Raw genomic sequence first — 26059 nt, 5'->3', positions numbered from 1 at the left:
CCGGCATGCTGCGCTATCTCCTCGGACGTCTCGTCTCTCTGGCCCTCAGCCTCGTGGTGGCAAGCCTCGTGATCTTCGCCGTCATCGAGATCGTCCCGGGCGACCCGGCTTCCTACATGCTTGGACTGAACGCGAGCGCGGAGACGGTGGCAGCGTTGCGCGAGCGTCTCGGACTGAACGAAGCCCTGCCGATCCGCTACATTCACTGGGTCGCCGGGATGGCGACGGGCGATTTCGGCCAGTCCTACACCTACAAGGTGCCGGTGGCCGACCTCGTGGCCCAGCGGCTCGCCGTCTCCTTGCCACTCGCCCTCTACGCCCTCCTGCTCGCCGTGCTGATCGCCTTTCCGGCAGGCCTTCTGGCCGCCGCACGTCGGGGCCGGGCGGCGGATGCCGCGGTGATGGGGGCGACACAGGTCGGCATCGCGCTCCCGAACTTCTGGTTCGCCATGCTCCTCGTCCTCACCTTCGCACTGCACTGGCAGCTTTTCCCGGCCGGCGGCTTCCCGGGATGGAGCGACCCCCTGGCGGGCGTCAGGGCGCTGACGCTTCCGGCCGTCGCTCTGGCGCTGCCGCAGGCCGCCATCCTCGCCCGCGTTCTCCGCTCGGCTCTGATCGAGACGCTCGGGCAGGACTACATCCGTACCGCCCGCGCGAAGGGGCTGACGGAGGGTCAGACGATGCTGCGTCACGCCCTGCGCAACGCGATGATCCCGGTCCTCACGATCCTCGGGATGCAGTTCTCCTTCCTCCTCGCGGGCGCGATCATCATCGAGAACGTCTTCTACCTGCCCGGCCTCGGGCGGCTGATCTTCCAGGCGATCACCCAGCGTGACCTGATCGTGGTGGAATCCGTCGTCATGATCCTCGTCTTCGCGGTAATCCTTGTGACCTTCCTCGTCGATCTCGCCTACGCGACGATCGACCCCCGGCTGAGGAAGCGGGCATGAGGGTTTCCTTCGCGCTCGGCCTCGCGCTCGCGCTCTCGGCCCTTGCGGCGGCGCTCGTCGCGCTGGTCTGGACGCCTTACGACACGTCCACGCTCGCCATCGCCGAGAAGCTGCAGCCGCCCTCGGCCACGCACTGGCTCGGCACCGACCACTTCGGCCGCGACATCGCCTCCCTGCTGATGGCGGGGGCGAAGACCTCGATCGCCGTCGCCCTGGTGGCGGTGGGCATCGGCATGGGCGCGGGCGTGCCGCTCGGCCTCTTTGCCGCCGCCACGCGGGGGAGCCTCGCGGACGAGGTGGTGATGCGCGGCAACGACCTCGTCTTCGCTTTCCCCTCACTCGTCATCGCGATCCTCATCACCGCCGTCTTCGGACCCTCCGCGACGAATGCGATCATCGCCATCGGCATCTTCAACATCCCTGTCTTTGCCCGCGTGACGCGCGGCGGGGCGCTCAGCCTCTGGACGCTCGACTTCATCCGCGCGGCGGAGGTGGCCGGCAAGGGGCGGGTCCGCATCTCGGCTGAACACATCCTGCCCAACATCCTCAACCTGCTGATCGTTCAGGGCACGATCCAGTTCTCGCTCGGCATCCTCGCCGAGGCAGGGCTTTCATACGTCGGCCTCGGCGCACAGCCGCCGACGCCCTCGTGGGGACGGATGCTGGCCGAGGCACAGACGATGGTGACGATCGCTCCCCATGTCGCCATCTTCCCCGGCCTCGCCATCGTGCTGACCGTCCTCGGGCTCAACCTCCTCGGCGACGGGCTGCGGGATTACCTCGATCCGCGCTCAAGGCGCGCGGCATGAGCCTCATCGCCGTCCGCGATCTCTCGGTGTCGATCCACCGCAGGCCGATCCTGGCTGGTGTCACCTTCGATCTGGCCGAGGGCGGGATCTTCGGCCTCGTGGGGGAAAGCGGGTCCGGCAAGTCGATGACTGCGCTGGCGCTCATGGGCCTCCTGCCCGAGGGCGCTTCGGTCGCCGGCCGGGCGGAGTTCGGCGGCCGCGACCTCCTCACCCTGTCCGAACGCGCGCTTGCCGGGATTCGCGGCAAGGAGATCGGCATGATCTTCCAGGAGCCGATGACGGCGCTCAATCCGATGAAGACGATCGGCGACCAGGTGGCCGAGACGCTTCTCGTTCACCGCGCCGCGAGCCGGGACGGGGCGCGAGAGGCGGCGCGCGACAAGCTCGCCCGTGTCGGCCTTCCCGCGGACCGCTTCCCGCTTTCGCTCTACCCGCACGAGCTTTCGGGCGGCCAGCGCCAGCGGGTCGCCATCGCCATGGCCATCGCGCTCCGGCCGAGGCTTCTGATCGCCGACGAACCGACGACCGCGCTCGACGTGACGACGCAGGCGCAGATACTTGACCTCCTCAAGGGACTGACGCGCGACGAGGGCATGGCGTTGATGCTGATCACCCATGACCTCGCCGTGGTCGCGGGCATGGCGCGACAGGTTGCGGTGATGAAGGGGGGGCATATCGTCGAGGAGGGCGCGACCGAGACACTCTTCCGCACCCGCGCTCATGACTACACCCGCCGCCTTTTCGCCGCCTCCGATCACCGGCCGGTCCGCCGCCCCCGGACGCGGGACGGATCGCTGCTTTCCGTCGAGCATGCGGTGCGCGAATACCTCCTGCCCCGCCCCTCGGCCTTTGCGCCGCATCCCCGGCTAAGGGCCGTGGACGGGGTGAGCCTGACGATCCGCCCCGGCGAAAGTGTCGGCCTCGTGGGCGAGTCGGGCTGCGGCAAGTCCACCCTCTCCCGCGCGATCCTCGGTCTCGACCCGCTGCAGCAGGGCGCGATCCGGCTCGACGGGCAGGCCGTGACGGCGGGCCACACGATGCCGCGTGCACTTCGTGCGCGAATGCAGGTCGTCTTCCAGGACCCCTACGGCAGCTTCAACCCCCGCCAGCGGGTCGGCCGTCTGGTGGCCGAGCCCTTCCACCTGACCGGCACGCCGCGCGACGCGCGCGACCGCGTGGCCTCGGCGCTGGAGGAGGTAGGGCTTTCCGCCGCGGACATGGGCAAATACATCCACGAGTTTTCCGGCGGCCAGCGCCAGCGCATCGCCATCGCCCGGGCGCTGATCATCCGGCCCGACCTCATCGTGCTGGACGAGGCGGTCTCGGCGCTCGACGTGCGGGTGCGGGCGCAGGTTCTCGACCTTCTGGCGGCGCTGCAGGAAAGTCACGGGCTGGCGTACCTCTTTGTCAGCCACGACCTGTCGGTGGTGCGACGGGTCACCGACCGTGTACTGGTCATGCGGAAGGGGCGCATTGTCGAGGAAGGGCCGACCGAAGAGGTTTTCGCCGGTCCCAGGGATCCCTACACCCAGGCTCTGCTCGCCGCGACGCCCACCATCCCCGAAGACTGGAAGGAGCGCACCCATGCCGCCCGGGATTGAGACCCTCCCCCTCTGGTTCGATCCGGCTGAGATGCTGATCGGCGGGCAGTGGCGCGCGGCGTCGGAGACGCTGCCGATCGAGGACCCCTCGACGGGGTTCGAAATCGGCGCCCTCGGACGCGGCAGGACCGGCGACATCGACGCGGCGGTCGCCGCCGCCGAGGCGGCGCGGGCCGGGAACTGGGGGCGGATGACGGCGGCCGAGCGCGGGCGCATCCTCGCCCGGATCGGCCAGATCGTACTTGCCCGTGCCGACGTCCTCGCCCGGTTGGAGGCAGCCGATGTGGGCAAACCGTTGAAACAGGCGAGGGCCGATGCGCTCGCCCTTGCGCGATACATGGAATTCTACGGCGGCGCGGCCGACAAGGTGATGGGCGAGACGATTCCCTACCTTGATGGCTACACCGTCTACACGCTGCGCGAGCCGCATGGGGTGACAGGACACATCGTGCCCTGGAACTACCCGATGCAGATCGTCGGCCGATCGGTCGGGGCGGCCCTCGCCATGGGCAACGCCTGCGTTCTGAAACCGGCCGAGGAGGCCTCGGTCACAGCGCTCGCCTTCGCGCGGATCGCCATGGAGGCGGGCCTGCCGCCCGGCGCGCTCAACGTCGTGACGGGGCGCGGCGAGGAGGCGGGCGCGGCCCTTGCATCGCATCCGGGGGTCCATCACCTCAGCTTCACCGGCTCGGTCGCAGTCGGCCGGCTCATCCAGACGGCGGCGGCGGCCAATGTCGTGCCGGTGACGCTGGAGCTTGGTGGCAAGTCACCACAACTCGTCTTCGCCGACGCCGACCTCGACGCGGCGCTGCCCTTCCTCGTGAACGCAGGAATCCAGAACGCCGGCCAGACCTGCTCTGCCGCCTCGCGCATCCTCGTCGAACGCAGCCGCTACGACGAGGTGGTCGAACGGATGGCCGAGCGCTACCGCGCGCTGAAGGCGGGCCCGGCGATGGCCGACCTAGACCTCGGCCCGCTGATCTCGGCCCGGCAGAGGGCCGTCGTGGAGGGCTTCCTTGCGATGGCGCCCGAAGGCAGCGTCGCGGCCCGGGGCAGCATCGTCGCGGACGCGCCGGCAGGCGGCCACTACGTCGCGCCGATGCTTCTCGCCGGCCCCGGCCCCGATCACCCGCTGGCGCGGGAGGAGATTTTCGGCCCCGCGCAGGTGGTGATCCCGTTCACGGACGAGGCGGAGGCACTGGCCATCGCCAACGGCACCGACTACGGCCTTGTCGCCTCGGTCTGGACCGAGAGCGGCGCCCGCCAGATGCGGCTTGCGAAAGGCCTCCGGGCGGGGCAGGTTTTCCTCAACAACTACGGCGCCGGCGGCGGGGTGGAACTGCCGTTCGGAGGCGTAGGCAGATCCGGCCACGGGCGGGAAAAGGGGTTCGAGGCGCTCTACGGCTTCTCGGCCCTGAAGACCGTCGCGGCGCGGCACGGCTAGGGAGGGCCGATGCGGCTGAAGGGCAAGTCCGCCATCGTCACCGGCGCCGGCTCCGGCTTCGGCGCGGGCATAGCGCGCAAGTTCGCGGCCGAAGGCGCAAGGGTCATGGTGGCCGACATCAACGAGGCGGCGGCGCGGGACGTGGCGGCCGGGATCGGCGGCCTAGCCTTTCGCGCCAACGTGGCCTCGGGCGCGGAGGTCAGGGCGATGGTCGAGGCCGCAGGGGCCGCCCTCGGGCGGATCGACATTCTCGTCAACAACGCCGGGGTGACGCACCTGCCCGCGCCCCTCGAGGAAGTGACGGAGGCCGATTTCGACCGGGTCTTCGCGGTCAACTGCAAGGCGGTCTACCTGACCGCGCGGGCCGTCGTGCCGATGATGAAGGCGCAGGGCGCGGGTGCGATCCTGAACGTCGCCTCGACCGCCGGCCTTTCGCCCCGGCCGCGGCTCAACTGGTACAATGCCTCCAAGGGCTGGATGATCACCGCGACGAAGGCGATGGCGGTGGAGCTTGCGCCCGCGGGAATCCGTGTGAACGCGATCTGCCCGGTGGCCGGCGAGACGCCGCTTCTGAAGAGCTTCATGGGCGAGGATACGCCCGAGATGCGGGCGAAGTTCCTCGCAACGATCCCCATCGGGCGCTTTTCGACACCGGAGGACATGGGCAATGCGGCCTGCTTCCTCTGCTCGGACGAGGCGTCGATGATCACCGGGGTTGCGCTAGAGGTCGACGGCGGGCGCTGCATCTGAGGGCCGCGCTGACAGTTTTCCACCCCTGGACCCCCGGGGAGTATTTCACGACAGAAAGCGAGGCGGCGATGCGTCCGGGACCAAGAAACCTGATAACCGACGTCGCCGGACTGAGGGTGGGCAATGCCGAGGATCACCGGGTGCGGACCGGGGTGACGGTGCTCGCCGGCGACCGGCCCCTCACCGCCGCCGTCCATGTGATGGGCGGCGCGCCGGGGACGCGGGAAACCGACCTTCTCGCCCCCGACCGGCTGGTCCAGGAGGTCGACGCTCTGGTCCTCTCGGGCGGTTCCGCGCTCGGTCTCGACGCGGCGTCGGGCGTGGCCGACGCGCTTCGTGCCGCGGGGCGCGGCTTTGCCGTGGGCGACCAGCGGGTTCCGATCGTGCCGGCGGCGATACTCTTCGACCTCCTGAACGGTGGCGCGAAGGACTGGGCGGAGAACCCTTATCGCGGGCTTGGCCGCGCAGCGCTGGCGGCGGCGGGCGATGACTTCGCACTCGGCACCGCCGGGGCCGGCACGGGGGCTACGACCCATGGGCTGAAGGGGGGTCTCGGGTCGGCTTCGGTGGTGCTGGAAAACGGCTTGACGGTGGGTGCGCTCGTCGCCGTCAACGCGCTCGGGTCCGTGACCGTGGGCGCGGGGCGGGAATTCTGGGCGGCGCCCTGGGAACTGGGCGAGGAGTTCGGCGGCTTCGGCCTGCCCTCCGCCTTCCCGGCGGCGGTGGAGCCCACGCCAGCCAAGCGCCTTGGCGAGGCCACGACCATCGCCATCGTCGCCACCGACGCGCGGCTGACTCAGGCCGAGGCCCAGCGGATGGCGACGACGGCCCATGACGGAATGGCGCGCGCCATAGTGCCGTCGCACACGCCCTTCGACGGCGACCTGGTCTTCACGGCGGCGACCGGGGCGAAGCCCCTGCCCGATCCCTTGGCCGATCCGTTCCGCCTCGGCCACGCGGCCGCATGCTGCCTTGCCCGCGCCGTCGCACGGGCTGTCTTCGAGGCCGCCGCCCGGCCCGGCGACCTCATGCCCACCTGGCGCGCGCGGTTCGGGGATGGCTGAGGACCGGCTCTACACCGACCCGGCGCTGGCGCGGTTCTACGACCTCGACAACGGCTGGACGGACGACAGCGCCTTCTGCCTGCACCTTGCGGCAGGCTGCCGCAGCGTGCTCGACCTCGGCTGCGGGACCGGCGAACTCGCGATCCGCATCGCGGCCGAGCATGGCGCGGCGGTGACGGCGGTCGATCCGGCCTGCGCGATGCTGGACCTCGCCCGCATCAAGCCGGGGGCGGAACGGGTGCACTGGGTCGAGGGCGATGCCCGCGGTCTTCGCCTCGGGGAACGGTTCGGCCTGATCGTGATGACGGGCCACGCATTCCAGACCCTGCTTTCGCCCTTGGACCGCGCCGCCTGCCTTCTCGCCATCGCCGCCCACCTCGCCCCCGGCGGCCGCTTCGTCTTCGACAGCCGCAACCCGGAGCGGCAGGAGTGGAAGGAATGGCGGCCGGATGCCTCGCGGCGGCGGTTTGTCGACCCCCTCCTCGGCCCGGTCTGCGCCTGGAACGATGTCGCCCGGGATCCGGCGAGCGGGATCGTCACCTACGAGACGCATTACCGGGTCGACGCCGATGGCCGGCACTCCGCAGCAACCTCGCGCATCGCCTTTCCGCCGCTCGCAGAGATCGAGCGCGCGATCGCCGCGGCGGGGCTCCGGGTGGAGCGGTGGCTGGGCGACTGGACCGGCGCGGCGCTCGGGCCGCACAGTCCCGAGTTCATCCCCCTCGGCAGTCTCGCCTGAAGGTCAGTCCAGGAGCGCGCGCATCAGCGGGCTCTCCGCCTGCTCCAGCCCTTCGATAACGTCGAAGTGGTGCCGGCCCGCCTCCACCGTGACCGGGCAGGCCCAGGCATTGCCAAGCCGCCGCGCCTGGTCGAGGAAGGCCGGCCGCTCGGCCCCGCCGACCCAGACGTGGACGGGAACGCGAGGCCGAAGGGGCAGGAGCGCCGGGCTTTCGGCCAGCGCCTCGTCGGCGTCGAGCCGGAGGTCGGCACTCATCGCCGTCTCGCGGAGCGGCCGGAGGTCCCCGATGGGCGAGATCGGCACCACCCGCGCGAAGCGGGCCGGGACCTCGTCCGGCAGGGAGATATCGGCGCAGGCCATCCGCGCGGCGAGGTGACCGCCGGCGGAATGGCCGGTGACGACGATGGGGCCTGCCACCGCCTCGGCCGCGGCGGCGATCGCTGCCGCGATCTGGCGCGTCATCGCGCCGATCCGGGCTGCGGGCGCGAGCGTGTAGGCAGGCATCGCCACAGCGCGACCCCGGGCGAGGGCACCCGCCGCGAGGTGCGAGAAATCCCGCGGACCGAAGCGGAGCCAGTAGCCGCCGTGGATGAAGATCACCAATCCTTCGGGTTCCGCCTCAGGCAGGAAGAGGTCGAACCACGCATTTTCATCCGCCCCGTAGCGCAGGCCCGGCCTCGCCCGCGCCCCGAGCGCGTCGCGGAACGTCGCCGAGGCCCGCTCCCAGCGCGGCGGAAAGGTGTCGCCGCCCGGAATGTATTTTGCATTCTGATAGGCATCGTCATATCTCATGCAAGCAATCCCGGTCAGCCGCCCGGCTGGACAACGAGTCGCGCTTCGGGCATTTGATCAAATTATGAAACACGAGGGGGTTCCCATGCTCGATTCCGTCACAGACCTGAGGTCCCGGCTGAAGGACCCGTCGCTTCTGGTAACGCAGGCCTATGTGGCCGGGCAATGGGTGAACGCCGACGATGGCGCGACCTTCCCGGTGACCAACCCCGCACGCGGCGACGTCATCTGCACCGTGCCCGACCTCGGCCGGGCAGAGACGGCGCGTGCCATCGAGGCGGCCGACAAGGCGCGCCACGAATGGGCGGCGCGTACCGGCAAGGAACGCGCGGCGGTCCTGCGCAAGTGGTATGACCTGATGGTCGAGAACGCCGACGACCTCGGCGCGATCCTGACGGCCGAGATGGGCAAGCCGCTCGCCGAGGCCAGGGGAGAGGTGCTCTACGGCGCCTCCTTCGTCGAGTGGTTCTCCGAGGAAGCGAAGCGCATCTACGGCGAGACGATCCCGGGCCATCAGCGCGACAAGCGGATCACGGTGATCAAGCAGCCGATCGGCGTCGCGGCCTCGATCACGCCCTGGAACTTCCCGAATGCGATGATCGCGCGCAAGGTCGCCCCGGCGCTCGCTGTCGGCTGTGGCTTTGTCGCGCGCCCCGCGGCCGAGACGCCGCTCTCCGCGCTCGCCATGGCGCTTCTGGCCGAACGCGCGGGTGTGCCGGCGGGCCTCTTCTCCGTCGTCACATCGACCAAGTCCTCGGCCATCGGCAAGGAGTTCTGCGAGAACCCGATCGTGCGGAAGCTCACCTTTACCGGCTCGACCGAGGTCGGCCGCATCCTGCTGCGCCAGGCGGCGGATCAGGTGATGAAATGCTCGATGGAACTCGGCGGCAACGCACCCTTCATCGTCTTCGACGACGCCGACCTCGACAAGGCGGTCGAGGGCGCGATGATCTCGAAGTTCCGCAACAACGGCCAGACCTGCGTCTGTGCGAACCGCATCTACGTTCAGGCGGGCGTCTATGACGCCTTCGCGGAAAAGCTCGCGGAAGCCGTGAGAAAGCTGAACGTGGGCGACGGGCTAAAGGACGGCGTGACCACCGGCCCGCTGATCAACGAGGCCGCCGTGGAAAAGGTCGAGGAGCACATCGCCGACGCGCTGGCGGGCGGCGGGCACATTGTCACCGGCGGCAAGCGCCACGCGCTCGGCGGCACGTTCTTCGAGCCGACCGTCGTCACTGGCATCACGCCCGAGATGAAGGTCTCGACCGAGGAGACCTTCGGCCCCCTCGCCCCGCTCTTCAAGTTCGAGACCGAGGATGAGGTCATCCGCCTTGCCAACAACACGATCTTCGGGCTCGCCTCCTACTTCTACGCGCGCGACATCGGACGCATCACGCGCGTCCAGGAGGCGCTGGAATACGGCATGGTGGGCGTCAACACCGGCCTCATCTCGACCGAGGTCGCGCCATTCGGCGGCGTGAAGCAGTCCGGTCTCGGCCGCGAAGGAAGCCATCACGGGGTCGAGGACTACCTGGAGATGAAGTACATCTGCTTGGCAATCTGATCGCGCTTTACGGGTATTCCGGCCCGCGCTATCGTCATGACAAGTGCTGGCCCCGCAGTCCGTTGCGGGGCCGTTTCTTTCGAGGGTCGCGTGGTCATGGCCGCCATTTTTCGTGACTTCCGGCAGGCATTCGATTGCCTCGAGGACCAGATCGCCATCATCGACGGCCAGGGCGTCATCGTTGCCGCCAATGCCGCATGGCAACAATTCAGTGTGGAGAACGGCGGCGAGCCCGATGGATTTGTCGGGCGCAATTACTTCGATGTCTGCCCGACCGAGCACGAGGATGCGATTGTGGTGGCACAGGGCCTCAGGCAGGTGATCGCGGCAGGCGTGGAGTTCCGCCACGAGTACGCCTGCCCCAGCCCGACCGAGCAGCGATGGTTCGAACTTTATGCCAGGCGCATGGGTGACGGGGGCGAGCCATTCGCCGTCGTCGTCCACCGCAACGTGACCCGCCGGGCGCTAGAGGGCATGCAGGCCCGCGCGGCGCGGGTCAACGCCGGCCTCTTCTCGGCTCTCGTTGCCTCGTCGAACGATGCAATCCTGAGCTACGATCTGGATGGCAAGATCATGACGTGGAACCCCGCGGCCGAGCGGCTTTACGGGTACCGGGCCGACGAGGTGATCGGAAGGTCGCTCGAAATCATCTATCCCGATGGCTGGCCGAAGCGGATCACCGAGTACCGCGACGAGATCGTCGCCGGCGCACTCAAGAGCTTCGAGGTGGTGCGCCGCACCAAGTCGGGCCGGGAGCGCCAGATCTGGGTCAGTGCGGCGCCGGTCTACGATGCTTCCGGACAACTCGTGGCGGTCTCGAACATTCACCGCGACATCACCGAGTGGCGTCGCCACGAGCAGTCGCGCCGCATGGTGGCCGAAGAGATCGTCCATCGGGCCAAGAACATGTTGACGGTGATCGCCGCGCTGCACCGGCGTACGGCGGCGGCGAGTACGAGCCTCGAGGATTTCAACGTCCGCTTCGGCGAGCGGATCAAGTCGCTCGCGACCTCGACCGACTTCCTGACGGCGGGCAACTGGACGACCGCGCCCCTCGCCGCACTCGTCCGGTCTCAGACCGCGCTCTTTGACATCGCCAGAAGCGACCGAATCGAGATTTCGGGTCCGGAGATCGACATCCGGCCGCAGGCCGTTAAGGTCATCGGCATGGCGCTGCACGAGCTTGGAACCAACGCGTTGAAGCACGGCGCGCTTGCCACGGACCAGGGACGCGTGCGAATCGCATGGATGCTGGAGGACGCCCCCGACGGGCCGGGGCTCGCGTTCGAATGGCTGGAGGACGGCGTCGAGCCCGAAGCCGCACCCGAGGGACGCGGCTTCGGTCATACGCTGCTGACCAACCTTGCCGGGTCGCTGCTGGAAACGGCCGCCGACTACCGCATCGACCCGACTGGCGTGCGCTGGCGTATCGTCCTGCCCAGGAAGTTCTTCGTCGTCGCCGGTACCGCGCCGTCCGAGACCGGGCCGGGCGGCTGGCCTTCCGCCGGGGCCGATGTTATCGGCTAGCGCAAGGCCGATTTTGCCTAGCGGGCGGCCCTTTCCCATGTTGCGGGCATCGACCCACCGCAACACGGGGACATGACATGCTGCCCAACCTCCGCAAATCCGCCACCGCCGCCATCGCCGCCCTCTCGCTGGGCCTCGCCATGCCCGCCCCCGCCTTCGCCTGGGGCGAAAAGGAACAGAACGCCCTGGCCGCGATCGTCGCTGCCGGCGTGATCGGCACACTCATCCTGAACGAGAAGAAGCGCCGGAATGCCCCGCCTGTCGCCCGCGCACCGATCCAGACGGTGCCGGGCTACTACCAGCCGCGCCATGAGGAACGGTATCAGGACCGCTACGAGACGCGCTACCAGGATCAATACGGCACGCCGCGCTACCAGCCGTCGGCCCCGTCGGGCATCTATGCCACGCCGGCCGCCAGGGCCTTCAACAGCTACAGCGCGGCCCAGCGCCGGGCGATCCAGTCGCGGCTTGCCAACGCGGGCTACTACAATGGCGGCATCGACGGCGCCTTCGGCCCGATGACCTACCGCGCGATCATGGCCATCGCCGGCGATTCCACCGGCACCGCGCAACTAGACTCACTGGGCGGCGCGCACGAGTTCTACAACGCCATTCTCGGCTGACCCCACCATTGCAGGGGGGCCAGGGCGGCCCTCTCTTTCTTTCGCGCGCTCCCCAAGGATTGACCCGCGCCCCGCGTCAGAGTTTCGTCATGCGCATGCAAACCCCGGACGAGGCCTTGGCGAGTGCCGCCGCGAACGGAGACCGCGAGGCCTTCGCGGCGCTCCTCGGGCGGCATTACGGCCGGATCCACGGGCTGGCCTTCCGCCTCACCGGCTCCAGGGCCGAGGCCGAGGATCTGACCCAGGACATCTGCCTCGCCCTTCCCGCCAAGCTCGGATCCTGGCGGGGCGAGGCACGGTTCACGACCTGGCTATACCGCGTCACGGTGAATGCCGCACATGACCGGCGACGGCGTGACTTCAGCCGGAACAGGGCCGCCGACGGCTGGGGAGACTGGGAGGTGAACCGACGCGCCGGGAACGCCGAACAGGCCGCGACGCACGACTGGCTCGCCGTCACGATGACGCGGCTTTCGCCGGAACTGAGGGACACCGTCGCGCTGACCCTCGGCGAGGATCTGAGCCAGAAGGACGCGGCTGAGGTTCTCGGCGTGTCCGAAGGCACCGTGGCCTGGCGGATGAGCGAGGTGAAGAAACGCCTGCGCGAGATGGCACGGGCGGAGGGGATGCTATGAGCGACGAACTCGACCGGCTCCGCGACGGGCTGAAGGCCGCGCCCCCGGCGCCGAATCCAGAGGCGCGGACGCGGGCGCTCAGGCTCGCGATGGAATCCTTCGACCGGCGCCAAGAAACGCTGGCGGCCGCGCGTCCCATGTCGGACCGCCCAAAAGGGGCGGGGTTCCCGACAGGAGTTCGCCAGATGCTTGCCCACCTTTCCCCCCGCGCCGCTCTCGCCGCCACCGCTTCGGTCGCCGTGATCGGCCTCGCACTTGCACTCTATCCCGAACTTCGGCAGGGCACGGGCCTGCCCGCGCCACGGCCTGAAGCCACCGCGGACAAGGCCGAGACCCTGCCCGCCGCGCCGGTCGAGGCACCGGCCGAGTCGCGGCTCGCCGCCCCCGCCGAGGCCCCTTCCGCCACCCTTGCAGACGGGATTGCCGACGCGATTGCCAATGCACCGGCTGCCGACGCTGCCGACCCTGCCGACGCGCGGCGCAAGGCCGAAGGCGAGGCAGTGGCCGGCGCCGCGCCGCTCTCCGCCCCGGAGGCCGCATCGGTCGCCGCTGCCGATCCGACCGGCGCCGGAACCAGCACGCTCGCCAGAATCCCGCCCGTGGCGCCGATGGCCGAGATGGCCCAGGCGCTCGGCAGCAGCCGCGAGGCCGGCGCCTATGCGTCCGGCGAGGCGGAGGCCCCCGCCCCCGCCCCCGGCCTCGCCGCCGGCCTCACCCTGGCCGACGACACGGCGCGCCGGTTGCCCGCGGCTGACACCGAAGCCTTCGCCAATGCCGCCCCGAACCCGGTGAAGATCGCGGCGGAGGAGCCCGTCTCCACCTTCTCGATCGACACCGACACGGCATCGTGGTCGGTGCTGCGCTCGTCCCTCGCCGGGGGCGTCCTTCCACCGAAGGACTCGGTGCGGATCGAAGAGATGGTGAACTACTTCCCCTACGCCTACCCCGCGCCCTTGGCCGGGGCGGCACCCTTCCGCGCCTCGGTCAGCCTCTTCCAGACCCCCTGGAACGCCGGAACGCAGCTTCTCAGGGTCGGTTTGCAGGGTCGGATGCCGGCGATCGAAGACCGCCCGCCGATCGACCTCGTCTTCCTCATCGACACCTCGGGCTCGATGGAGGATGCGAACAAGCTGCCGCTCCTGAAGCAGTCCTTCCGGCTCCTGCTCGGCCAGTTGCGCCCCGAGGACCGGGTGGCGATCGTCACCTATGCGGGCTCCGCCGGGCTGGTGCTGGAGCCCACCGCGGCCGGCGACCGCGATGCGATCCTCGGCGCGCTCGGCCGGCTGGAAGCGGGCGGCTCCACCGCCGGGGCCGAGGGGCTCGCCCAGGCCTATCAGGTCGCCGAAAGCATGGCCGGGGAGGGGCGCATCGGTCGCATCCTTCTCGCCACGGACGGAGATTTCAACGTCGGTATCGACAATCCCGAGGACCTGAAGGACTTCATTGCCGAAAAACGCGAGAGCGGCACCTACCTCTCCGTCCTCGGCTTCGGGCGCGGCAATCTCGACGACGCGACGATGCAGGCGCTGGCGCAGAACGGCAACGGCACGGCGGCCTACATCGACACGGCGACCGAGGCGCAGAAGGTGCTGGTGGACCAGCTTACCGGCGCGCTCTTCCCCATCGCCGACGACGTCAAGGTGCAGGTGGAGTTCAACCCCGCCGCCGTCGCCGAATACCGTCTGATCGGCTACGAGACCCGGGCGCTTGCGCGCGAGGATTTCAACAACGACCGGGTGGACGCGGGCGAGATCGGCGCCGGCCATCAGGTGACCGCGCTCTACGAGATCACGCCCGTCGGCTCGGCCGCGCGGCTCTCCGATCCCTTGCGCTACGGCGCGGCCCCTGGCGGCGGCGATGCATCGGAGCTCGGTTTCCTCAAGCTGCGCTGGAAGGCGCCGGGGGAGGCCACGTCGCGACTGATCGAGACGCCGATCCCCGCCGCACCGGGCGAGGCCGACACCGACGCCCGCTTCGCCGCCGCCATCGCCGGAATGGGCCAGCTTCTGGGCGAGCCGAAATACCTCGGCACCTGGGGCTGGGTGGAGGCGATCGCGCTTGCCTCCGGGGCGAAGGGCGAGGACCCGTACGGCTATCGCGCCGAGGCGGTGAAGCTGATGCGGCTCGCGCAGAGCCTCGCGCGCTGATCGCCCTCAGGTGGCGGGTCCTCTGCCGGCCCGCCACGCACGCAGCCGGTCCGTCAACCCGTCGTGGTCGCCCATCGGGCGCTCCGGCGCGTCCTCCCACCAGTCGTCGCGAAGCGTCCTCTGTTCAGGGTTGCGGGGGTAGACGATGCGGTTCTCTGGCTTCGGGCGCTCGCCCACGACCAGAAGGCGCACCTCGGCCTCACTGTTGTTGAGGAAGCAGTGGCACTGCCCCGTGCCGGCCGGGAACCCGACGGCATCCCCGGGGCCGAGGCGGTGGAGCCGGCCGTCGAGCCAGACGTCCGGCGTGCCCTCGATGACATAGACGAACTCCTCCTCGGCGCTCTCGGCATGAGGATAGGAGCTACGGCGGCCGGGCAGGAGCCTTTCGTGATGGATGCCGATCCGGGCAAGGCCGAAGTGCCGGCCGAATGCAGCCCCGATGCCGAGAAGCTCGTCATCCCCCTCATAGTGCGCGTCATCCGGGCCCTCGATATCGCGCCAGTGGGCAATGCAGTCGAGTCGGTTCGCTTCGGGCATCGGGTGCCTCCGGGATGCTTCCTCCGGGGATCGTAGCAACTCCGCCGCGAAGATGTAACGCGGGCGACGACGGCGGATTCCCTCATGGCGAACCTCGCGATAGGTTCGGCGCCATGACCGACCTCATCTCCCCCAGCGACATGACCACCGCCGACATGGCCGCGCTCGGCTTTCTCCTGCTCGGCTGGCTCGTCTTCGGCTTCCTAGTCGAGCATCCGCCCCGGAGCCTGCCGTCCGTCTCGGCCCTTATGACCGCTTACCGGCGCGAGTGGATGCGCCAGTTCGTCACCCGCCAGCCGCGGATCTTCGATGCCTCGGTGATGGACAGCCTGCGTCAGGGCACGAGCTTCCTTGCGTCGGCGACGATGATCGCCATCGGCGGCGGCGTGGCGCTCATCGGCAATACGGAGCGGCTCCTCGGCCTCGCCGAGGACCTGACGCTGGCCTCCGCCCCTGCCGCGGTGCTGGAGGCGAAGATCATCGTCATCCTCCTCTTCCTCACCAATGCGTTCCTGAAGTTCCTCTGGTCGCACCGGCTCTTCGGCTATTGCGCCATCGTGATGGCGGCCGTGCCGAACGAAACCGATGATCCCTCTGCCTTTCACCGGGCGGGGCAGGCGGCCCAGATCAACATCTCGGCGGCGCGGAGCTTCAATCGGGGTCTGCGGGCCGTCTATTTCGCACTCGCGGCGCTTGCCTGGATACTTGGCCCGCTCGCGCTGACCATGGCGACCGCCGTCACGCTCGCCGTGCTCTGGCGGCGCGAATTCGCCTCGGTCTCGCGCCGGGTGCTGATGGACGGCACGCCAAAGTGATCGCCGGCCCCGACCGGACGTGGCATGGTGCGGGGATGATCGGTCCCGCCTTCGCCCTTGCCGCCACGCTCGCCGTCCTGACGGCGTCCCCCTTGCGCGCGAGCCCGGTCGAGGTCGTGGCGGCTACGGCCACCCCGGGACCAAAGGGCTGGACGATCACCGTCACCCTGCGGCATGCCGACAGTGGATGGGACCACTATGCAAGCGGCTGGGAGGTTCTAGCACCGGATGGCACACGGCTCGGCTACCGCGAACTGAGCCACCCTCACGTGGAGGAACAGCCCTTCACCCGCAGCCTCTCCGGCATCGTCATCGGCGGTGGGGTGGACTATGTCCTGATTCGGCCGCGCTGCACGCTCGACGGGTGGGCCGCGTCGCCAACCCGCCTGGATCTCCGCCGCTGACGCCGGAAGTTTCGGCATCTTGCCGCCGTCAGGGCCAGTTGCGCGGATTTGTCCATGTTCCACCGTGGCGAGAATCGCTTTTCCCGTGTTATCGTTGCACCACCGCCACATATGCGTGCTCAAAGACGCGCGAAGCGCCCTGGGAGGATGTGATGAGCCAGCCGCAACGTCGTGACGAGATTGACCTGTTTGTTGATGACCTGCTCGCGAATCCCGACCGCGCCGAGGAGTTGAAGGGCAAGCTGCGCCAGACCTTCGGCGAAACGGCGACCGATCGGACCACACCCGAGAAGCGCCGCGCTCAGCTGCGGCTCCTGACGCTTTGCAACGATGCCGAGTCCCTCTGGGACAACGTGCCGCTCTGAGGCCGAACAGGACTGATGCGATGGCGGCGCGGGTGGGGGCCCGCGCCGTCGCTTTTTCCGGAACCAGGGTCCAGGCCGCAGGCGGACCACCCCGCGAACGAGAGGCGGAACGTGCCTCTCGGGCACAGAGCCCCTGCTACCGTCGCCCTTCGCGGAGCCAGGCCGCCAGCGTCAGCGCCGCCGCAATCAGCAGGAACGCCCAGGGCGGAAGCAAGGCCGCGATCCGGATGTCGGTCGTCTGGTAGGCATTGCGCGGCGTGATGCCGATCCATCCCCGCCCCGTCGCCGGGCGCCCCTCGCGCACCGCGCGCACATCAGGCAACCCGTCCTCGATCCGGGTGACTCCGCCGTTGGTCGACCCCATGACGGAGTCCAGCGGCGCGGGCGAGGCTATGGCGGCCTCGAACTCTCGCGGACTGGCGGGGCCGATCGCGGTGACCCGTTCCAGATCTCCGTCGGACAACCGGTAGAGCCCGAGCGCGGGGGCGGCATAGGTCGCCTGATGCCGGCCCGGGCCGACCTCGGTCAGCGCAAGCTGCGTGGAAGTGCCGTCGGGCGCGGTAACCGTCACCTCGCGGCCGCCCTCGCCGAGCGTGCGGCGGGTGATCGTGAGGACGTTGCCCTCTGCCGTCGCTGTCAGCGACTCCTCTTCCAGGTCAGGTTCCTTCATCATCCAGTGGGCGAGGCGGCGGAGAAGCTCCAGTTGCGGCCCGCCTCCCTCGAACCCGCGCGCCCAGAGCCACGCCTGGTCGGACGCCAGAAGCGCCACCCGGCCCTCGCCCGCTCGGTTCAGGACCAGAAGCGGCACCTTGTCGGGGCCTTCCATGACCACCTGCCCATCCGCGTCGGCAAGTTCCACGTAGCGGGTCCACCGGCCCCACTTCGGCGCGCCGGGTGCGCCGGCTGCGGCGCCGTCCGGCGCGTAGCTTTCCAGTCCCTCGGTCACCGGGTGGCGCGCCCCGAGGTCCGAGACCCGCGGCAGGAACGCCCCCTCGATCACCCGCGCCGTCGGCCGCGCCGGCAGCACCTCACCGAGGCCGGAGTGATAGAGGCTCTCGGCCGAGGCGAATTCCGGTCCGGCGGAGACGAGCACGGCGCCGCCGCCCAGCACATAGTCGCGGATGTTGTCGAGATAGGCGGCCGGCAGGATGCCCCTCAGCCGGTAGCGGTCGAAGATGATCAGGTCGAATTCATCGACCTTCTCGACAAAAAGCTCGCGCGTCGGGAAGGCGATGAGCGACAATTCCGACACCGGCACGCCGTCCTGCTTGTCCGGCGGACGCAGGATGGTGAAGTGGACGAGGTCCACCGCGCTGTCGGATTTCAGCAGGTTGCGCCAGGTCCGCTCGCCGGCATAGGGCTCGCCCGAGACGAGGAGCACGCGCAGCCGGTCCCGCACGCCGTTGATCTGCACGATGGCAACGTTGTTGCGGTCAGTCAGTTCGCCCTCGGCCGTCTCCACCGTGAGCTGGACGACGTTCTGCCCACCGTGGTCGAGCGTAAGGGGCAGTTCGAGATCCTGCCCGACCGGGACGGCATAGGTCTCCGGCTCTGCTCCGTCGATCGAGATGGCGAGGTTGACCCGCCGTCCGGCCTCGCCGGCCGGCATCGTGCCCTGTTCCTCGATGCGGAGCGCGAGGGAGAGCGGCTCGCCGATGATGCCGAAGGCGGGCGCGGTCGTGACCATCAGCCGCCGGTCCCAGTCGGCAGCATGACCGGTCAGGAGCAGGTTGAGCGGCGCAGGCAGTGCCGGCGCGAGGTCGACGTCATGGACCTGACCGTCGCTGACGAGGATCGCCCCCGCGACCCGCGCGCGCGGCTCCTCGGCCAGCGCCTGCGCGAGCGCCGTCATGGCGAGTGTTCCCGCGTCCTTGGCCCCGTCGCCAACGGTGATCTTGCGCAACTCGGTATTCGGCAGCGCCGCCACTTCGGCCTCGATCCGGGCCACGGCCGCCGCCGTCTGCTCCGGTCGTTCCCCGATCTTCTGGCTCGCGCTTTCGTCGATGACGAGAAGCACGATGTCCGAAAGGGGCCGCCGCTCCTCGCTTTGTAGCGAGGGCTGGGCGACAGCTGCCAGGAGCGCCACGGCGGCGAGCGCCCTGAGCCACCAGCCGGCAATTCGCCGCCATGCGGCAAAGGTCACGAAGGCGAGCGCGAGGGCACCGAGGGCCCAGAGCGCCGGCCCCGGCACCAGCGGATCGAAGATCACCTGCCCGATCATTGGCCGAGCCTTTCGAGAAGCGCCGGCACATGGACCTGATCGGATTTATAGTTGCCGGTCAGCACATGCATGATGAGGTTGACGCCGAAGCGGTAGGAGATTTCGCGCTGCCGCTCGCCGCCCAGGCCGCGGCCCACCGGGAACATGGGCCGGTTGGATTCGTCCACCGCCCAGGCCCGCGCCCAGTCGTTGCCGCCGATGACGACCGGCGTCACCCCGTCGTTGAGGTTGCGGAAGGGCATCCCCTCGGCCAGTTCCGCGTCGGGTGGCGCGGCCTCCACCCAGATCGCGCGGCCGTCGAAACGGCCGGGGAAATCCTGGATCAGGTAGAAGCTGCGGGTCAGAACATGGTCGGGCGGAATCGGCTCCAGCGGCGGGATGTCGAGGGGGGCTGCCAGCGCCTGCAGCCGCCGACCTTCCGGCGAAGCGGCACCGAAGCCGGCCACGTCGGCGTCGCGCGTGTCGAAGAGGATGAGGCCGCCCGACCGCAGGTAGCGGTTGAGCTTCGCATAGGCGGCAGGGGACGGTGCGGGCTGGGCCGCCGTCACGGGCCAGTAGAGGAAGGTGTAGACCGACAGTTCGTCACTCTCGAGGTCGACGCCCTGCGGTTCCACAGGTTCGACCGAGGTGCGCGCAAACAGAATCTCCGACAGGCCCCAGAGCCCGGCCTCGGCCACGCGGTCCGTCTCCGCCTCGCCTGTGAGGACATGGGCGAGAACGACGCTGCCTGCCGCGCGCAGCACCTTGTCGTCGAGGGCCCCGCCATCCTGCGCCGCGGCTCCGCGCGGGGCCATCCCCGGCAGGAGCGCCGCCAATGCCAGCACGGCAAGACCGGCACGCACCCCCCGAAGGCGCCCCGCAAGCGCGAGCGAGGCGACAAGATCGACCAGAAGAAGCGCCAGCGCGGCGGTCAGGACCCAGCCTTTCATCGGCTGTTCCCGGGCAACGACGAGGCCCTCGACCGCCACGCCCGCGGGCCATTCCGCCGCCGCCAGTTCGCGGTCGGCGGAAATCACGTTCAACGCCAGCCGCCGGTCGCCGGAGCCATAAAGGCCAGGCTGCACGTCGGGCCCGACCCGCGACTCCGCGAGTCTTTCGCCGGGCACGCCCGGCAGGTCCGCTGCCTCTCCCAACGCGCCGAAGGCGTCGAGCACCCGCTCGGCCGTCCAGGTCGTGCCGGCGAGGTCCCCCGCCTTCGGCCGGGCGGCGTTGGACGAGATCGCCAGCCGCTCGAGCATCTGCACGAAGAGCCCGGAGAGGGGAAGGCTCGTCCATTCCGCGTTGGCCGAGACGTGGAAGAGCACGACCTGCCCGTCGCCGATCTGGCGGCGCGTGACCAGCGGAGTGCCGTCCGCCAGCGTGGCGATCGTTGCGGCGGCGAGGTCCGGCCCCGGCTCGGCGAGGACCTGCGCCGAGACAACCACGTCGTCGGGGGGCACGAGCCCGGCAAAGGGCGAGCCTTCCGGGAAGGCCGCGAGCGCCTTCGGCTCACCCCAGCTCATCGTGCCGCCGACCGAGCGGCCGCCGCTCCTGAGCCTCACTGGCAGCAGGGGGTCGAGGGCATCGCGGCCGACGTCGGAGGCCGCGAGATGGGGCCCCGCGAAACGCACGAGCAGACCGCCCTCCTCGATCCAGTCGGTCAGGGGCTCCACCTCGGCCACCTTGGCGACATCGGCGAGGATTATGACATCGGGAGCGGCGAGAAGGACGTCGCCGACAGTGCCCTCGATCACATCGGCGGTGGGCACCAGCGCCTGCCGCAGGAAATGGTCGGGCGCCAGCAGCTCAAGTCCCTCGCGCGCCGCGCCGCTGGTGATGATCGCCACCTTGCGCCGCTTCAGCGCGTCGTCGGCGAGTGTCACCGCCCCCGCGCTCGTCTCGCCCGCGATCTCGAAGCGGGTCAGACGGTTCCTGAGTTCCGGCGGCAGGTCGAATTCCGCCACCGCCCGCCCGTCGCCAGGCGTAAAGGAGGCCTCGGCCCGGGCAAGCTCGCGCTCGATCCCCGCAGGATCGAGCCCGCGCGCAACGACCTCCGCCGCGCCCTCCCCCTCTTTCCGCGCTCTGAGCACCGAAGCCGACACGGTACCGCCCTCGTAAACCGGCGGACCAAGCGCCAGCGGGCCGCGCGAGGCTTCCACCGCGGTCACGGCGCCATGTGCCATGAGAGACGCGAGAAGCTCCGCCCGGCCCGCGCGCGCTATCCCGTCCGACAGCCAGAGTGTGTCGAATCCGCCCTCCGGCAGTTCGTCCGTCAGCCGCGCCATGTCCCCTTCGGCCGGCTCCCACGCCTTCGGCTGGATCGCGGGCAACCCCTCTGCAACCGCATCGGCCGCGGCGAAGACCGGCCCGCCCGGCGGCACGTCGGTGAGCGAGACGACCGCCACGCTGCGCCCAGAGCGGCCGGCTTCATCCACGGCCGCTGCAATCCGGGCCGCGGACTTCGACCAGTCGCGGGCCGAGGCCCAGCTTCCGTCGGTGACGACGAAAAGCGGCCCCCCACCCTGCGTCCGCACCTCGGGGTTCAGCACGGGCCCCGCAAAGCCGGCGATCATCGCGGCCACGGCGAGCATGCGCAGGAGAAGGAGCCACCAGGGCGTCCGGTCGGCCTCCTGCTCCTCGTCGGCGAGGCCGAGGAGAAGCGCCACGCCCGGAAACCGCCGGCGGATCGGCGCGGGCGGGATCGCGCGCAAGAGCAGCCACAGCACCGGCAGGGCCGCGAGCCCCCAGAGGAGCCAGGGCGCCGTGAAGCCGATGGGGCCGAGGACCAGCATCAGCTGCCCTTCCTCAGCGCGGCGTAGAGCCACAGAAGCGCGCCCTGCGCCGGATCGCCGGTGTGATGGGTGGTGAAGAGCCACCCTGCCGTCCGCGCGAGATGGCGGAGCCGCTCCTTCCGCTCTTCCAGCCGTGCCCGGTAGCGGTCGCGCAGATCGCCGGCCTTTCGCGTCTCGTGGATGAGGGTGCCGCCCATGCTCTCGAAGATCGTCCGGCCGTCGAAGGGAAACGCCTCCTCCACCGGATCGAGCACCTGCATGAGGACACCGGTCACGCCCTTGTCGGCGGCCTGCGCCAGCGCGCCCTCCACCCCGGCCGGATCGCCCATGAAATCGGAGAGGAAGACGGCACGCGACCCGGCCAGCATCGCGCGCGCCTGCGGCGCACCGTAGTCGGTCTCGCCCGCCGGCCGCGTGAAGGCTTCCGAGAGCCTCAGTAGCTGCACCTCGCCCGACCGGGGCGGCGCGATGCCGTCGGCAAGCCCGACCCGTTCGCCCGCGCGGATGAGAAGAACCCCGAGCGACAGCGCAAGAAGCCGGGCACGGTCAGCCTTCGCCTGCCGCTTCGGATCGCCGGTGAATTCCATCGACCGCGCGTCATCGACCCAAAGGTGCACCGACTGCGCCGCCTGCCATTCCTTCTCGCGCACGAACTGGACATCTGCCCGCGCCGAGCGCCGCCAGTCGATGGCGCGGGCCTCGTCGCCGGCATGGGCCGCGCGATACTGCCAGAACTCGTCGCCCATGCCGGCGCGCCGCCGGCCGTGTTCGCCAAGCTGCACGGTCGCGGCGAGATGCCGCGCCTCTGCCAGCAGTGGTGGCAGGGTCGCTGCCAGCGCCTCGGCGCTGCGTCTCAGCCCCGCCGGCCGGGCGGAGCTCTGGACGGTGGCGCTCATGCCGCCTCGGCGCGCGTGACGTCCCGCGCAACGCCCTCGATGATCGCGCCGAGGCTTTCGCCGCGCGCGCGTGCCGCGAACGAAAGCGCCATCCGGTGGCTCAGCACCGGCCGCGCCAGTGCCAGGACATCCTCGGCCGAAGGCGCGAGCCGGCCGCTCAGGAGCGCCCGTGCCCGCACCGTCAGCATCAGCGCCTGCGCGGCCCGCGGTCCCGGCCCCCAGGCGACGCTCTCGCTCACGGCGCGCCCCGCTTCGGTCTCGCCCGGGCGGCAGGCGCGCACGAGGTCGAGAATCAGTTCCAGCACCTTTTCGCCCACCGGCATCCGTCGCACCGTCATCTGCGCCGCGATGAGCTCGTCCGCGCTGAATATCCGGGGTGATGTCGCCGCCTCGACTCCGGTCGTGGCCAGAAGGATGTCACGTTCCGTCGCGCGGTCGGGATAGTCCACGTCGATCTGCACGAGGAACCGGTCGAGCTGCGCCTCGGGCAGGGGATAGGTCCCCTCCTGCTCGATCGGGTTCTGCGTGGCGAGAACGTGGAAGGGCTTCGGCAGCGGCCGGTGGACGCCGGCAATCGTCACCTCGCGTTCCTGCATCGCCTGCAGAAGCGCGGACTGGGTGCGGGGGCTGGCGCGGTTGATCTCGTCCGCCATCAACAGCTGGCAGAAGACCGGCCCCTCGATGAACCTGAAACTGCGCGTCCCATCTGCCGCCGTTTCAAGAACTTCGGACCCGAGAATGTCCGCAGGCATCAGGTCGGGTGTGAACTGCACCCGTCCCGAGGTAAGGCCCATGACGGTGCCGAGCGTGTCGACGAGCATGGTCTTGCCCATGCCCGGCAGCCCGACGAGCAGGCCGTGCCCGCCACAGAGAAGCGCCGAGAGCGACAGCTCCACCACCCGTTCCTGGCCGATGAAGCGCCGCCCCACCGCCTGACGCGCCTCGGCGATCTTTTCGCCAAGCGCCTCGATCTCGACCAGAAGGTCACGGGACTCGGCCATGGCAAGCGCTCCTTCCTCGGTATAGTCTTGCAACCATAAAGGCAGAAATCGCGGCCCGCACCAATGGCGAAATCGGAAACCGAACAATTGAACGTGAACCCCTCAGCGGAAAACCTCGCAGCCGCCGCCAGGGCCGCAGGCCGCAGGGGGCCGCCGCCGGTGCATCTCTGGAACCCGCCCTTCTGCGGCGATCTCGACATGGAAATCCGCCGCGACGGAACCTGGTTCTACCTAGGCACCCCGATCGGGCGGCATGCGCTCGTGAAGCTCTTCTCCTCGATCATCCGCAAGGATGGCGAGGACTACTTCCTCGTCACGCCGGTCGAAAAGGTCGGCATCCGCGTGGTTGACGCCCCTTTCGTCGCCGTCGATGCCGACGTGACCGGGAGGGGGCGCGACCAGCGGATCACCTTCACCACCAGCGTGGAGGACGTGGTTACGGCCGGTCCCGAGCACCCGATCCGCGTCGAGCGCGACCCCGAGACCGGCGAACCCGCGCCCTATGTTCTGGTGCGGCGAAACCTCGAAGCCCTGATCGACCGGAAGACCTTCTACCGCCTCGTCGAGCGTGGCGCCCACGAAGATCGCGACGGGACACGCTGGTTCGGCCTCTGGTCGGACGGCACCTTCTTCCCCGTGATCCCCTCGGCCGACCTCGCCTGATCCCCGTGCCGAGGTTCGCCGCCAACCTCTCCTGGCTCTTTCCCGAACTCCCGTTCATGGAGCGTTTCCGCGCGGCGAAGGAGGCCGGCTTCGACGCGGTGGAGGTGCTCTTTCCCTACGATCACCCGACCCAGGATATCCGAGACCAGCTCGTCTGGAACGACCTCGCCTTCGTCCTGATGAACTGCCCGCCGCCGAACGCGACCGGCGGGCCGCAGGGCTTCGCAGCCGCCCCCGGCCTTCAGGACCGCTTCCACCGCGACTTCGACCGCACCCTCCGCTTCGCCCAGGTGCTGAAGCCCCGTCATATCCACATCATGGCCGGCGCGGCCGAGGGGCCGGAGGCCGAGGCGGCGTTCGTCGAAAACCTCCGCTGGGCCGTCGCCCGTGCACCGAAACAGAGCCTTACGATCGAGCCGATCAACCGCGCCGACATGCCGGGCTATTTCCTCGCCGACTACGCGACCGCCGCCCGCGTTCTCGATGCGGTCGCCTCCCCGAACCTCGCGCTTCAGTTCGACGCCTACCACGCGCATCGCATCACCGGCGATGTCCTCGGCTCCTGGGCCGCCCACGGCCGCCGCGCCGCCCATGTCCAGATCGCCGGCTTTCCCGGCCGCAACGAGCCCTTCGGAGGCGAGATCGACTACCCCGCCTTCTTCGCCATGCTCGACGCGGAGGGCTACGAGGGCTGGGTCAGCGCCGAATACGCCCCGAAGGGAGCGACGACCGCAGGGCTTGACTGGATGCGCTGAATCGCGCGGTCCCGACCAGTCGGCCGGCAGGGTCCCCTCATGCGTCGCGCTTGAGGATCCACTCCACCTCGGGGGCCGGCACGAAGCGCCACTTGCGCAGGGGGCCGGCCATCACGTTGAGGTAATACATCTCGAAACCATAGGGCGCACCGCAGGGATGGTGTCCGCGCGGCACCAGAACCACGTCGCCATCGGCCACCGCCATCGTCTCGTCGAGGCGCCCGTCGTCGGTATAGACGCGCTGGATGCCGAAGCCCGAGGCGGGGTTCAGCCGGTGATAGTAGGTTTCCTCCAGATAGGTGATGCGGGGGAAGTCGTCCTCGTCGTGCCTGTGGCTGGGGTAGGACGACCAGTGGCCGGCCGGCGTGAATACCTCGGTGACCAGCAGGCTGTCGGCGTAGTCCTCGTTCTCCATCGCGATGTTGTTGATGTGGCGCGTGTTGGTGCCCCGGCCCCTTTCGGTCAGCGCGATGCCCGCCGGCCCGATCCGGCGCGCGGCGTGCCCGCCCTTCCCCGGCGCAGAACAGACGGCGATCACGCAATCGGTTTCGGCCACCGCGCGCCAGTCCGCTCCGTTCGGCACGTAAAGGCAATGCGGCGGGGTCTTCTCGAAGACGCTCATCCGCTCGCCGAGCACGCCCCACTCCCGCCCCGCGGCGGTGACGGCGGCCTTGCCCTCGACCATCACGAGGATGGCCTCGCGGTCACCCGTCGCCTCGGCGGCGGCGTCGCCCGGGCGCAATCGGTGGAGCGAGAAGCCGACATAGCGCCACCCGGCCGAGGCCGGCGTGATCTCATGCACCTTGCCGTGCGTACCGAAGGGCTTGCGAAGAAGCTGACTCATTCGTCCTCCCGGGGGTTGAACGTCACGAAGAGGCGCCAGGCCGCATAGGCGCCGAGCGCGAGGAAGAGAAGCGCGAAGCCCGGACTGCCCTGCGCAAGCTCGAATACACCCCAGCCGAGCGCGGTCCCGGCGACGAGGACGC

24 protein-coding genes are annotated in these 26059 nt (G+C 69.8%); 17 read left to right on the top strand and 7 right to left on the bottom strand.

Annotated features, from left to right (window positions below; all coding sequences use genetic code 11):
- Positions 1-5: 5 nt before the first annotated feature.
- The 7 genes from ACMUOO_RS00675 (at position 6) to ACMUOO_RS00645 (ending at position 7357) form a co-directional block, all read left to right on the top strand.
- Positions 6-950: an ABC transporter permease gene (locus ACMUOO_RS00675; RefSeq protein WP_301917790.1), complete on the top strand. Its 945-nt coding sequence runs from the start codon at positions 6-8 to the stop codon at positions 948-950.
- The gene (locus ACMUOO_RS00670) at positions 947-1759 is read left to right on the top strand and encodes an ABC transporter permease (protein WP_301917791.1); all 813 of its coding nucleotides are present in this window, start codon (positions 947-949) and stop codon (positions 1757-1759) included. The genes ACMUOO_RS00675 and ACMUOO_RS00670 overlap by 4 nt, the downstream gene beginning before the upstream one ends.
- The gene (locus ACMUOO_RS00665; RefSeq protein ID WP_301917792.1) at positions 1756-3360 is read left to right on the top strand and encodes an ABC transporter ATP-binding protein; all 1605 of its coding nucleotides are present in this window, start codon (positions 1756-1758) and stop codon (positions 3358-3360) included. Before ACMUOO_RS00670 ends, ACMUOO_RS00665 begins: the two co-directional genes overlap by 4 nt.
- Positions 3344-4804 carry an aldehyde dehydrogenase family protein gene (locus tag ACMUOO_RS00660; RefSeq protein WP_301917793.1) on the top strand — a complete coding sequence of 487 codons (1461 nt, stop codon included), beginning with the start codon at positions 3344-3346 and terminating at the stop codon, positions 4802-4804. The genes ACMUOO_RS00665 and ACMUOO_RS00660 overlap by 17 nt, the downstream gene beginning before the upstream one ends.
- A gap of 9 nt (positions 4805-4813) precedes the next feature.
- Positions 4814-5554 carry an SDR family oxidoreductase gene (locus ACMUOO_RS00655; RefSeq protein WP_301917794.1) on the top strand — a complete coding sequence of 247 codons (741 nt, stop codon included), beginning with the start codon at positions 4814-4816 and terminating at the stop codon, positions 5552-5554.
- A 68-nt stretch (positions 5555-5622) separates the two neighbouring features.
- Entirely contained in the window at positions 5623-6618 is a 996-nt protein-coding gene (locus ACMUOO_RS00650) for a P1 family peptidase (RefSeq protein WP_301917795.1), read from the top strand.
- On the top strand, positions 6611-7357 hold the full coding sequence (locus ACMUOO_RS00645) for a class I SAM-dependent methyltransferase (protein WP_301917796.1): 747 nt from the start codon (positions 6611-6613) through the stop codon (positions 7355-7357). The genes ACMUOO_RS00650 and ACMUOO_RS00645 overlap by 8 nt, the downstream gene beginning before the upstream one ends.
- Before the next feature lie 3 nt (positions 7358-7360).
- Here ACMUOO_RS00645 and ACMUOO_RS00640 read toward each other — a convergent pair whose 3' ends face one another.
- Positions 7361-8149, bottom strand: a complete 789-nt coding sequence (locus ACMUOO_RS00640) for an alpha/beta hydrolase (protein WP_301917797.1) — start codon at positions 8147-8149, stop codon at positions 7361-7363.
- 85 nt (positions 8150-8234) lie between these two features.
- On the opposite strand from ACMUOO_RS00640, the gene ACMUOO_RS00635 reads away from it, so the two are divergent.
- From ACMUOO_RS00635 to ACMUOO_RS00615, 5 genes are all read left to right on the top strand, one after another.
- Positions 8235-9713, top strand: coding sequence for an NAD-dependent succinate-semialdehyde dehydrogenase (locus tag ACMUOO_RS00635; RefSeq protein WP_301917798.1), 1479 nt, complete (start codon positions 8235-8237; stop codon positions 9711-9713).
- Between the two features lie 96 nt (positions 9714-9809).
- Positions 9810-11240 (top strand): PAS domain S-box protein, encoded by a 1431-nt coding sequence (locus tag ACMUOO_RS00630; protein WP_301917799.1) that lies wholly within the window; start codon positions 9810-9812, stop codon positions 11238-11240.
- Positions 11241-11317: 77 nt separating this feature from the next.
- Positions 11318-11863, top strand: coding sequence for a peptidoglycan-binding domain-containing protein (locus tag ACMUOO_RS00625; RefSeq protein WP_301917800.1), 546 nt, complete (start codon positions 11318-11320; stop codon positions 11861-11863).
- Between the two features lie 95 nt (positions 11864-11958).
- Entirely contained in the window at positions 11959-12498 is a 540-nt protein-coding gene (locus tag ACMUOO_RS00620) for an RNA polymerase sigma factor (protein ID WP_301917801.1), read from the top strand.
- The gene (locus ACMUOO_RS00615) at positions 12495-14645 is read left to right on the top strand and encodes a vWA domain-containing protein (RefSeq protein ID WP_301917802.1); all 2151 of its coding nucleotides are present in this window, start codon (positions 12495-12497) and stop codon (positions 14643-14645) included. The genes ACMUOO_RS00620 and ACMUOO_RS00615 overlap by 4 nt, the downstream gene beginning before the upstream one ends.
- A gap of 6 nt (positions 14646-14651) precedes the next feature.
- On the opposite strand, the gene ACMUOO_RS00610 is transcribed toward ACMUOO_RS00615, so the two are convergent.
- Positions 14652-15182, bottom strand: coding sequence for a cupin domain-containing protein (locus ACMUOO_RS00610; RefSeq protein ID WP_301917803.1), 531 nt, complete (start codon positions 15180-15182; stop codon positions 14652-14654).
- A 113-nt stretch (positions 15183-15295) separates the two neighbouring features.
- On the opposite strand from ACMUOO_RS00610, the gene ACMUOO_RS00605 reads away from it, so the two are divergent.
- The 3 genes from ACMUOO_RS00605 to ACMUOO_RS00595 all read left to right on the top strand — a co-directional run bounded on the left by ACMUOO_RS00605 (position 15296) and on the right by ACMUOO_RS00595 (position 16766).
- Positions 15296-15997, top strand: a complete 702-nt coding sequence (locus ACMUOO_RS00605; RefSeq protein WP_301917804.1) for a DUF599 domain-containing protein — start codon at positions 15296-15298, stop codon at positions 15995-15997.
- Between the two features lie 35 nt (positions 15998-16032).
- Positions 16033-16401, top strand: coding sequence for a hypothetical protein (locus ACMUOO_RS00600; RefSeq protein WP_301917805.1), 369 nt, complete (start codon positions 16033-16035; stop codon positions 16399-16401).
- Positions 16402-16553: 152 nt separating this feature from the next.
- A complete protein-coding gene (locus tag ACMUOO_RS00595; RefSeq protein ID WP_301917806.1) occupies positions 16554-16766 on the top strand; it encodes a hypothetical protein in 213 nt (70 codons plus the stop codon).
- A 136-nt stretch (positions 16767-16902) separates the two neighbouring features.
- Here the strand turns inward: ACMUOO_RS00595 and ACMUOO_RS00590 are convergent, their stop codons facing one another.
- The 4 genes from ACMUOO_RS00590 to ACMUOO_RS00575 are packed head-to-tail and all read right to left on the bottom strand — an operon-like array spanning position 16903 to position 23655.
- On the bottom strand, positions 16903-18987 hold the full coding sequence (locus ACMUOO_RS00590) for a hypothetical protein (RefSeq protein ID WP_301917807.1): 2085 nt from the start codon (positions 18985-18987) through the stop codon (positions 16903-16905).
- The gene (locus tag ACMUOO_RS00585; RefSeq protein ID WP_301917808.1) at positions 18984-21758 is read right to left on the bottom strand and encodes a DUF4159 domain-containing protein; all 2775 of its coding nucleotides are present in this window, start codon (positions 21756-21758) and stop codon (positions 18984-18986) included. Before ACMUOO_RS00585 ends, ACMUOO_RS00590 begins: the two co-directional genes overlap by 4 nt.
- A complete protein-coding gene (locus ACMUOO_RS00580; RefSeq protein WP_301917809.1) occupies positions 21758-22654 on the bottom strand; it encodes a DUF58 domain-containing protein in 897 nt (298 codons plus the stop codon). The genes ACMUOO_RS00585 and ACMUOO_RS00580 overlap by 1 nt, the downstream gene beginning before the upstream one ends.
- A complete protein-coding gene (locus ACMUOO_RS00575; RefSeq protein ID WP_301917810.1) occupies positions 22651-23655 on the bottom strand; it encodes an AAA family ATPase in 1005 nt (334 codons plus the stop codon). The genes ACMUOO_RS00580 and ACMUOO_RS00575 overlap by 4 nt, the downstream gene beginning before the upstream one ends.
- A gap of 63 nt (positions 23656-23718) precedes the next feature.
- Here ACMUOO_RS00575 and ACMUOO_RS00570 point away from each other — a divergent pair, with 63 nt between their 5' ends.
- Positions 23719-24318: a DUF1285 domain-containing protein gene (locus tag ACMUOO_RS00570; RefSeq protein WP_301917811.1), complete on the top strand. Its 600-nt coding sequence runs from the start codon at positions 23719-23721 to the stop codon at positions 24316-24318.
- A gap of 5 nt (positions 24319-24323) precedes the next feature.
- The gene (locus tag ACMUOO_RS00565; protein WP_301917812.1) at positions 24324-25073 is read left to right on the top strand and encodes a hydroxypyruvate isomerase family protein; all 750 of its coding nucleotides are present in this window, start codon (positions 24324-24326) and stop codon (positions 25071-25073) included.
- A 37-nt stretch (positions 25074-25110) separates the two neighbouring features.
- Here ACMUOO_RS00565 and iolB read toward each other — a convergent pair whose 3' ends face one another.
- Positions 25111-25917, bottom strand: coding sequence for a 5-deoxy-glucuronate isomerase (iolB, locus tag ACMUOO_RS00560; protein ID WP_301917813.1), 807 nt, complete (start codon positions 25915-25917; stop codon positions 25111-25113).
- Between the last annotated feature and the right edge of the window lie 142 nt (positions 25918-26059).

Source organism: Albidovulum sp. (genome assembly GCF_041919395.1).
Lineage (GTDB): Bacteria > Pseudomonadota > Alphaproteobacteria > Rhodobacterales > Rhodobacteraceae > Albidovulum.
This window is presented reverse-complemented; position numbering and strand designations above follow the sequence as displayed.

Bases quoted from the DNA above. Each gene is read 5' to 3' on its own strand.
- ACMUOO_RS00675 (WP_301917790.1), top strand. From the start codon at position 6: ATGCTGCGCTATCTCCTCGGACGTCTCGTCTCTCTGGCCCTCAGCCTC.
- ACMUOO_RS00670 (WP_301917791.1), top strand. From the start codon at position 947: ATGAGGGTTTCCTTCGCGCTCGGCCTCGCGCTCGCGCTCTCGGCCCTT.
- ACMUOO_RS00665 (WP_301917792.1), top strand. From the start codon at position 1,756: ATGAGCCTCATCGCCGTCCGCGATCTCTCGGTGTCGATCCACCGCAGG.
- ACMUOO_RS00660 (WP_301917793.1), top strand. From the start codon at position 3,344: ATGCCGCCCGGGATTGAGACCCTCCCCCTCTGGTTCGATCCGGCTGAG.
- ACMUOO_RS00655 (WP_301917794.1), top strand. From the start codon at position 4,814: ATGCGGCTGAAGGGCAAGTCCGCCATCGTCACCGGCGCCGGCTCCGGC.
- ACMUOO_RS00650 (WP_301917795.1), top strand. From the start codon at position 5,623: ATGCGTCCGGGACCAAGAAACCTGATAACCGACGTCGCCGGACTGAGG.
- ACMUOO_RS00645 (WP_301917796.1), top strand. From the start codon at position 6,611: ATGGCTGAGGACCGGCTCTACACCGACCCGGCGCTGGCGCGGTTCTAC.
- ACMUOO_RS00640 (WP_301917797.1), bottom strand. From the start codon at position 8,149: ATGAGATATGACGATGCCTATCAGAATGCAAAATACATTCCGGGCGGC.
- ACMUOO_RS00635 (WP_301917798.1), top strand. From the start codon at position 8,235: ATGCTCGATTCCGTCACAGACCTGAGGTCCCGGCTGAAGGACCCGTCG.
- ACMUOO_RS00630 (WP_301917799.1), top strand. From the start codon at position 9,810: ATGGCCGCCATTTTTCGTGACTTCCGGCAGGCATTCGATTGCCTCGAG.
- ACMUOO_RS00625 (WP_301917800.1), top strand. From the start codon at position 11,318: ATGCTGCCCAACCTCCGCAAATCCGCCACCGCCGCCATCGCCGCCCTC.
- ACMUOO_RS00620 (WP_301917801.1), top strand. From the start codon at position 11,959: ATGCAAACCCCGGACGAGGCCTTGGCGAGTGCCGCCGCGAACGGAGAC.
- ACMUOO_RS00615 (WP_301917802.1), top strand. From the start codon at position 12,495: ATGAGCGACGAACTCGACCGGCTCCGCGACGGGCTGAAGGCCGCGCCC.
- ACMUOO_RS00610 (WP_301917803.1), bottom strand. From the start codon at position 15,182: ATGCCCGAAGCGAACCGACTCGACTGCATTGCCCACTGGCGCGATATC.
- ACMUOO_RS00605 (WP_301917804.1), top strand. From the start codon at position 15,296: ATGACCGACCTCATCTCCCCCAGCGACATGACCACCGCCGACATGGCC.
- ACMUOO_RS00600 (WP_301917805.1), top strand. From the start codon at position 16,033: ATGATCGGTCCCGCCTTCGCCCTTGCCGCCACGCTCGCCGTCCTGACG.
- ACMUOO_RS00595 (WP_301917806.1), top strand. From the start codon at position 16,554: ATGAGCCAGCCGCAACGTCGTGACGAGATTGACCTGTTTGTTGATGAC.
- ACMUOO_RS00590 (WP_301917807.1), bottom strand. From the start codon at position 18,987: ATGATCGGGCAGGTGATCTTCGATCCGCTGGTGCCGGGGCCGGCGCTC.
- ACMUOO_RS00585 (WP_301917808.1), bottom strand. From the start codon at position 21,758: ATGCTGGTCCTCGGCCCCATCGGCTTCACGGCGCCCTGGCTCCTCTGG.
- ACMUOO_RS00580 (WP_301917809.1), bottom strand. From the start codon at position 22,654: ATGAGCGCCACCGTCCAGAGCTCCGCCCGGCCGGCGGGGCTGAGACGC.
- ACMUOO_RS00575 (WP_301917810.1), bottom strand. From the start codon at position 23,655: ATGGCCGAGTCCCGTGACCTTCTGGTCGAGATCGAGGCGCTTGGCGAA.
- ACMUOO_RS00570 (WP_301917811.1), top strand. From the start codon at position 23,719: ATGGCGAAATCGGAAACCGAACAATTGAACGTGAACCCCTCAGCGGAA.
- iolB (WP_301917813.1), bottom strand. From the start codon at position 25,917: ATGAGTCAGCTTCTTCGCAAGCCCTTCGGTACGCACGGCAAGGTGCAT.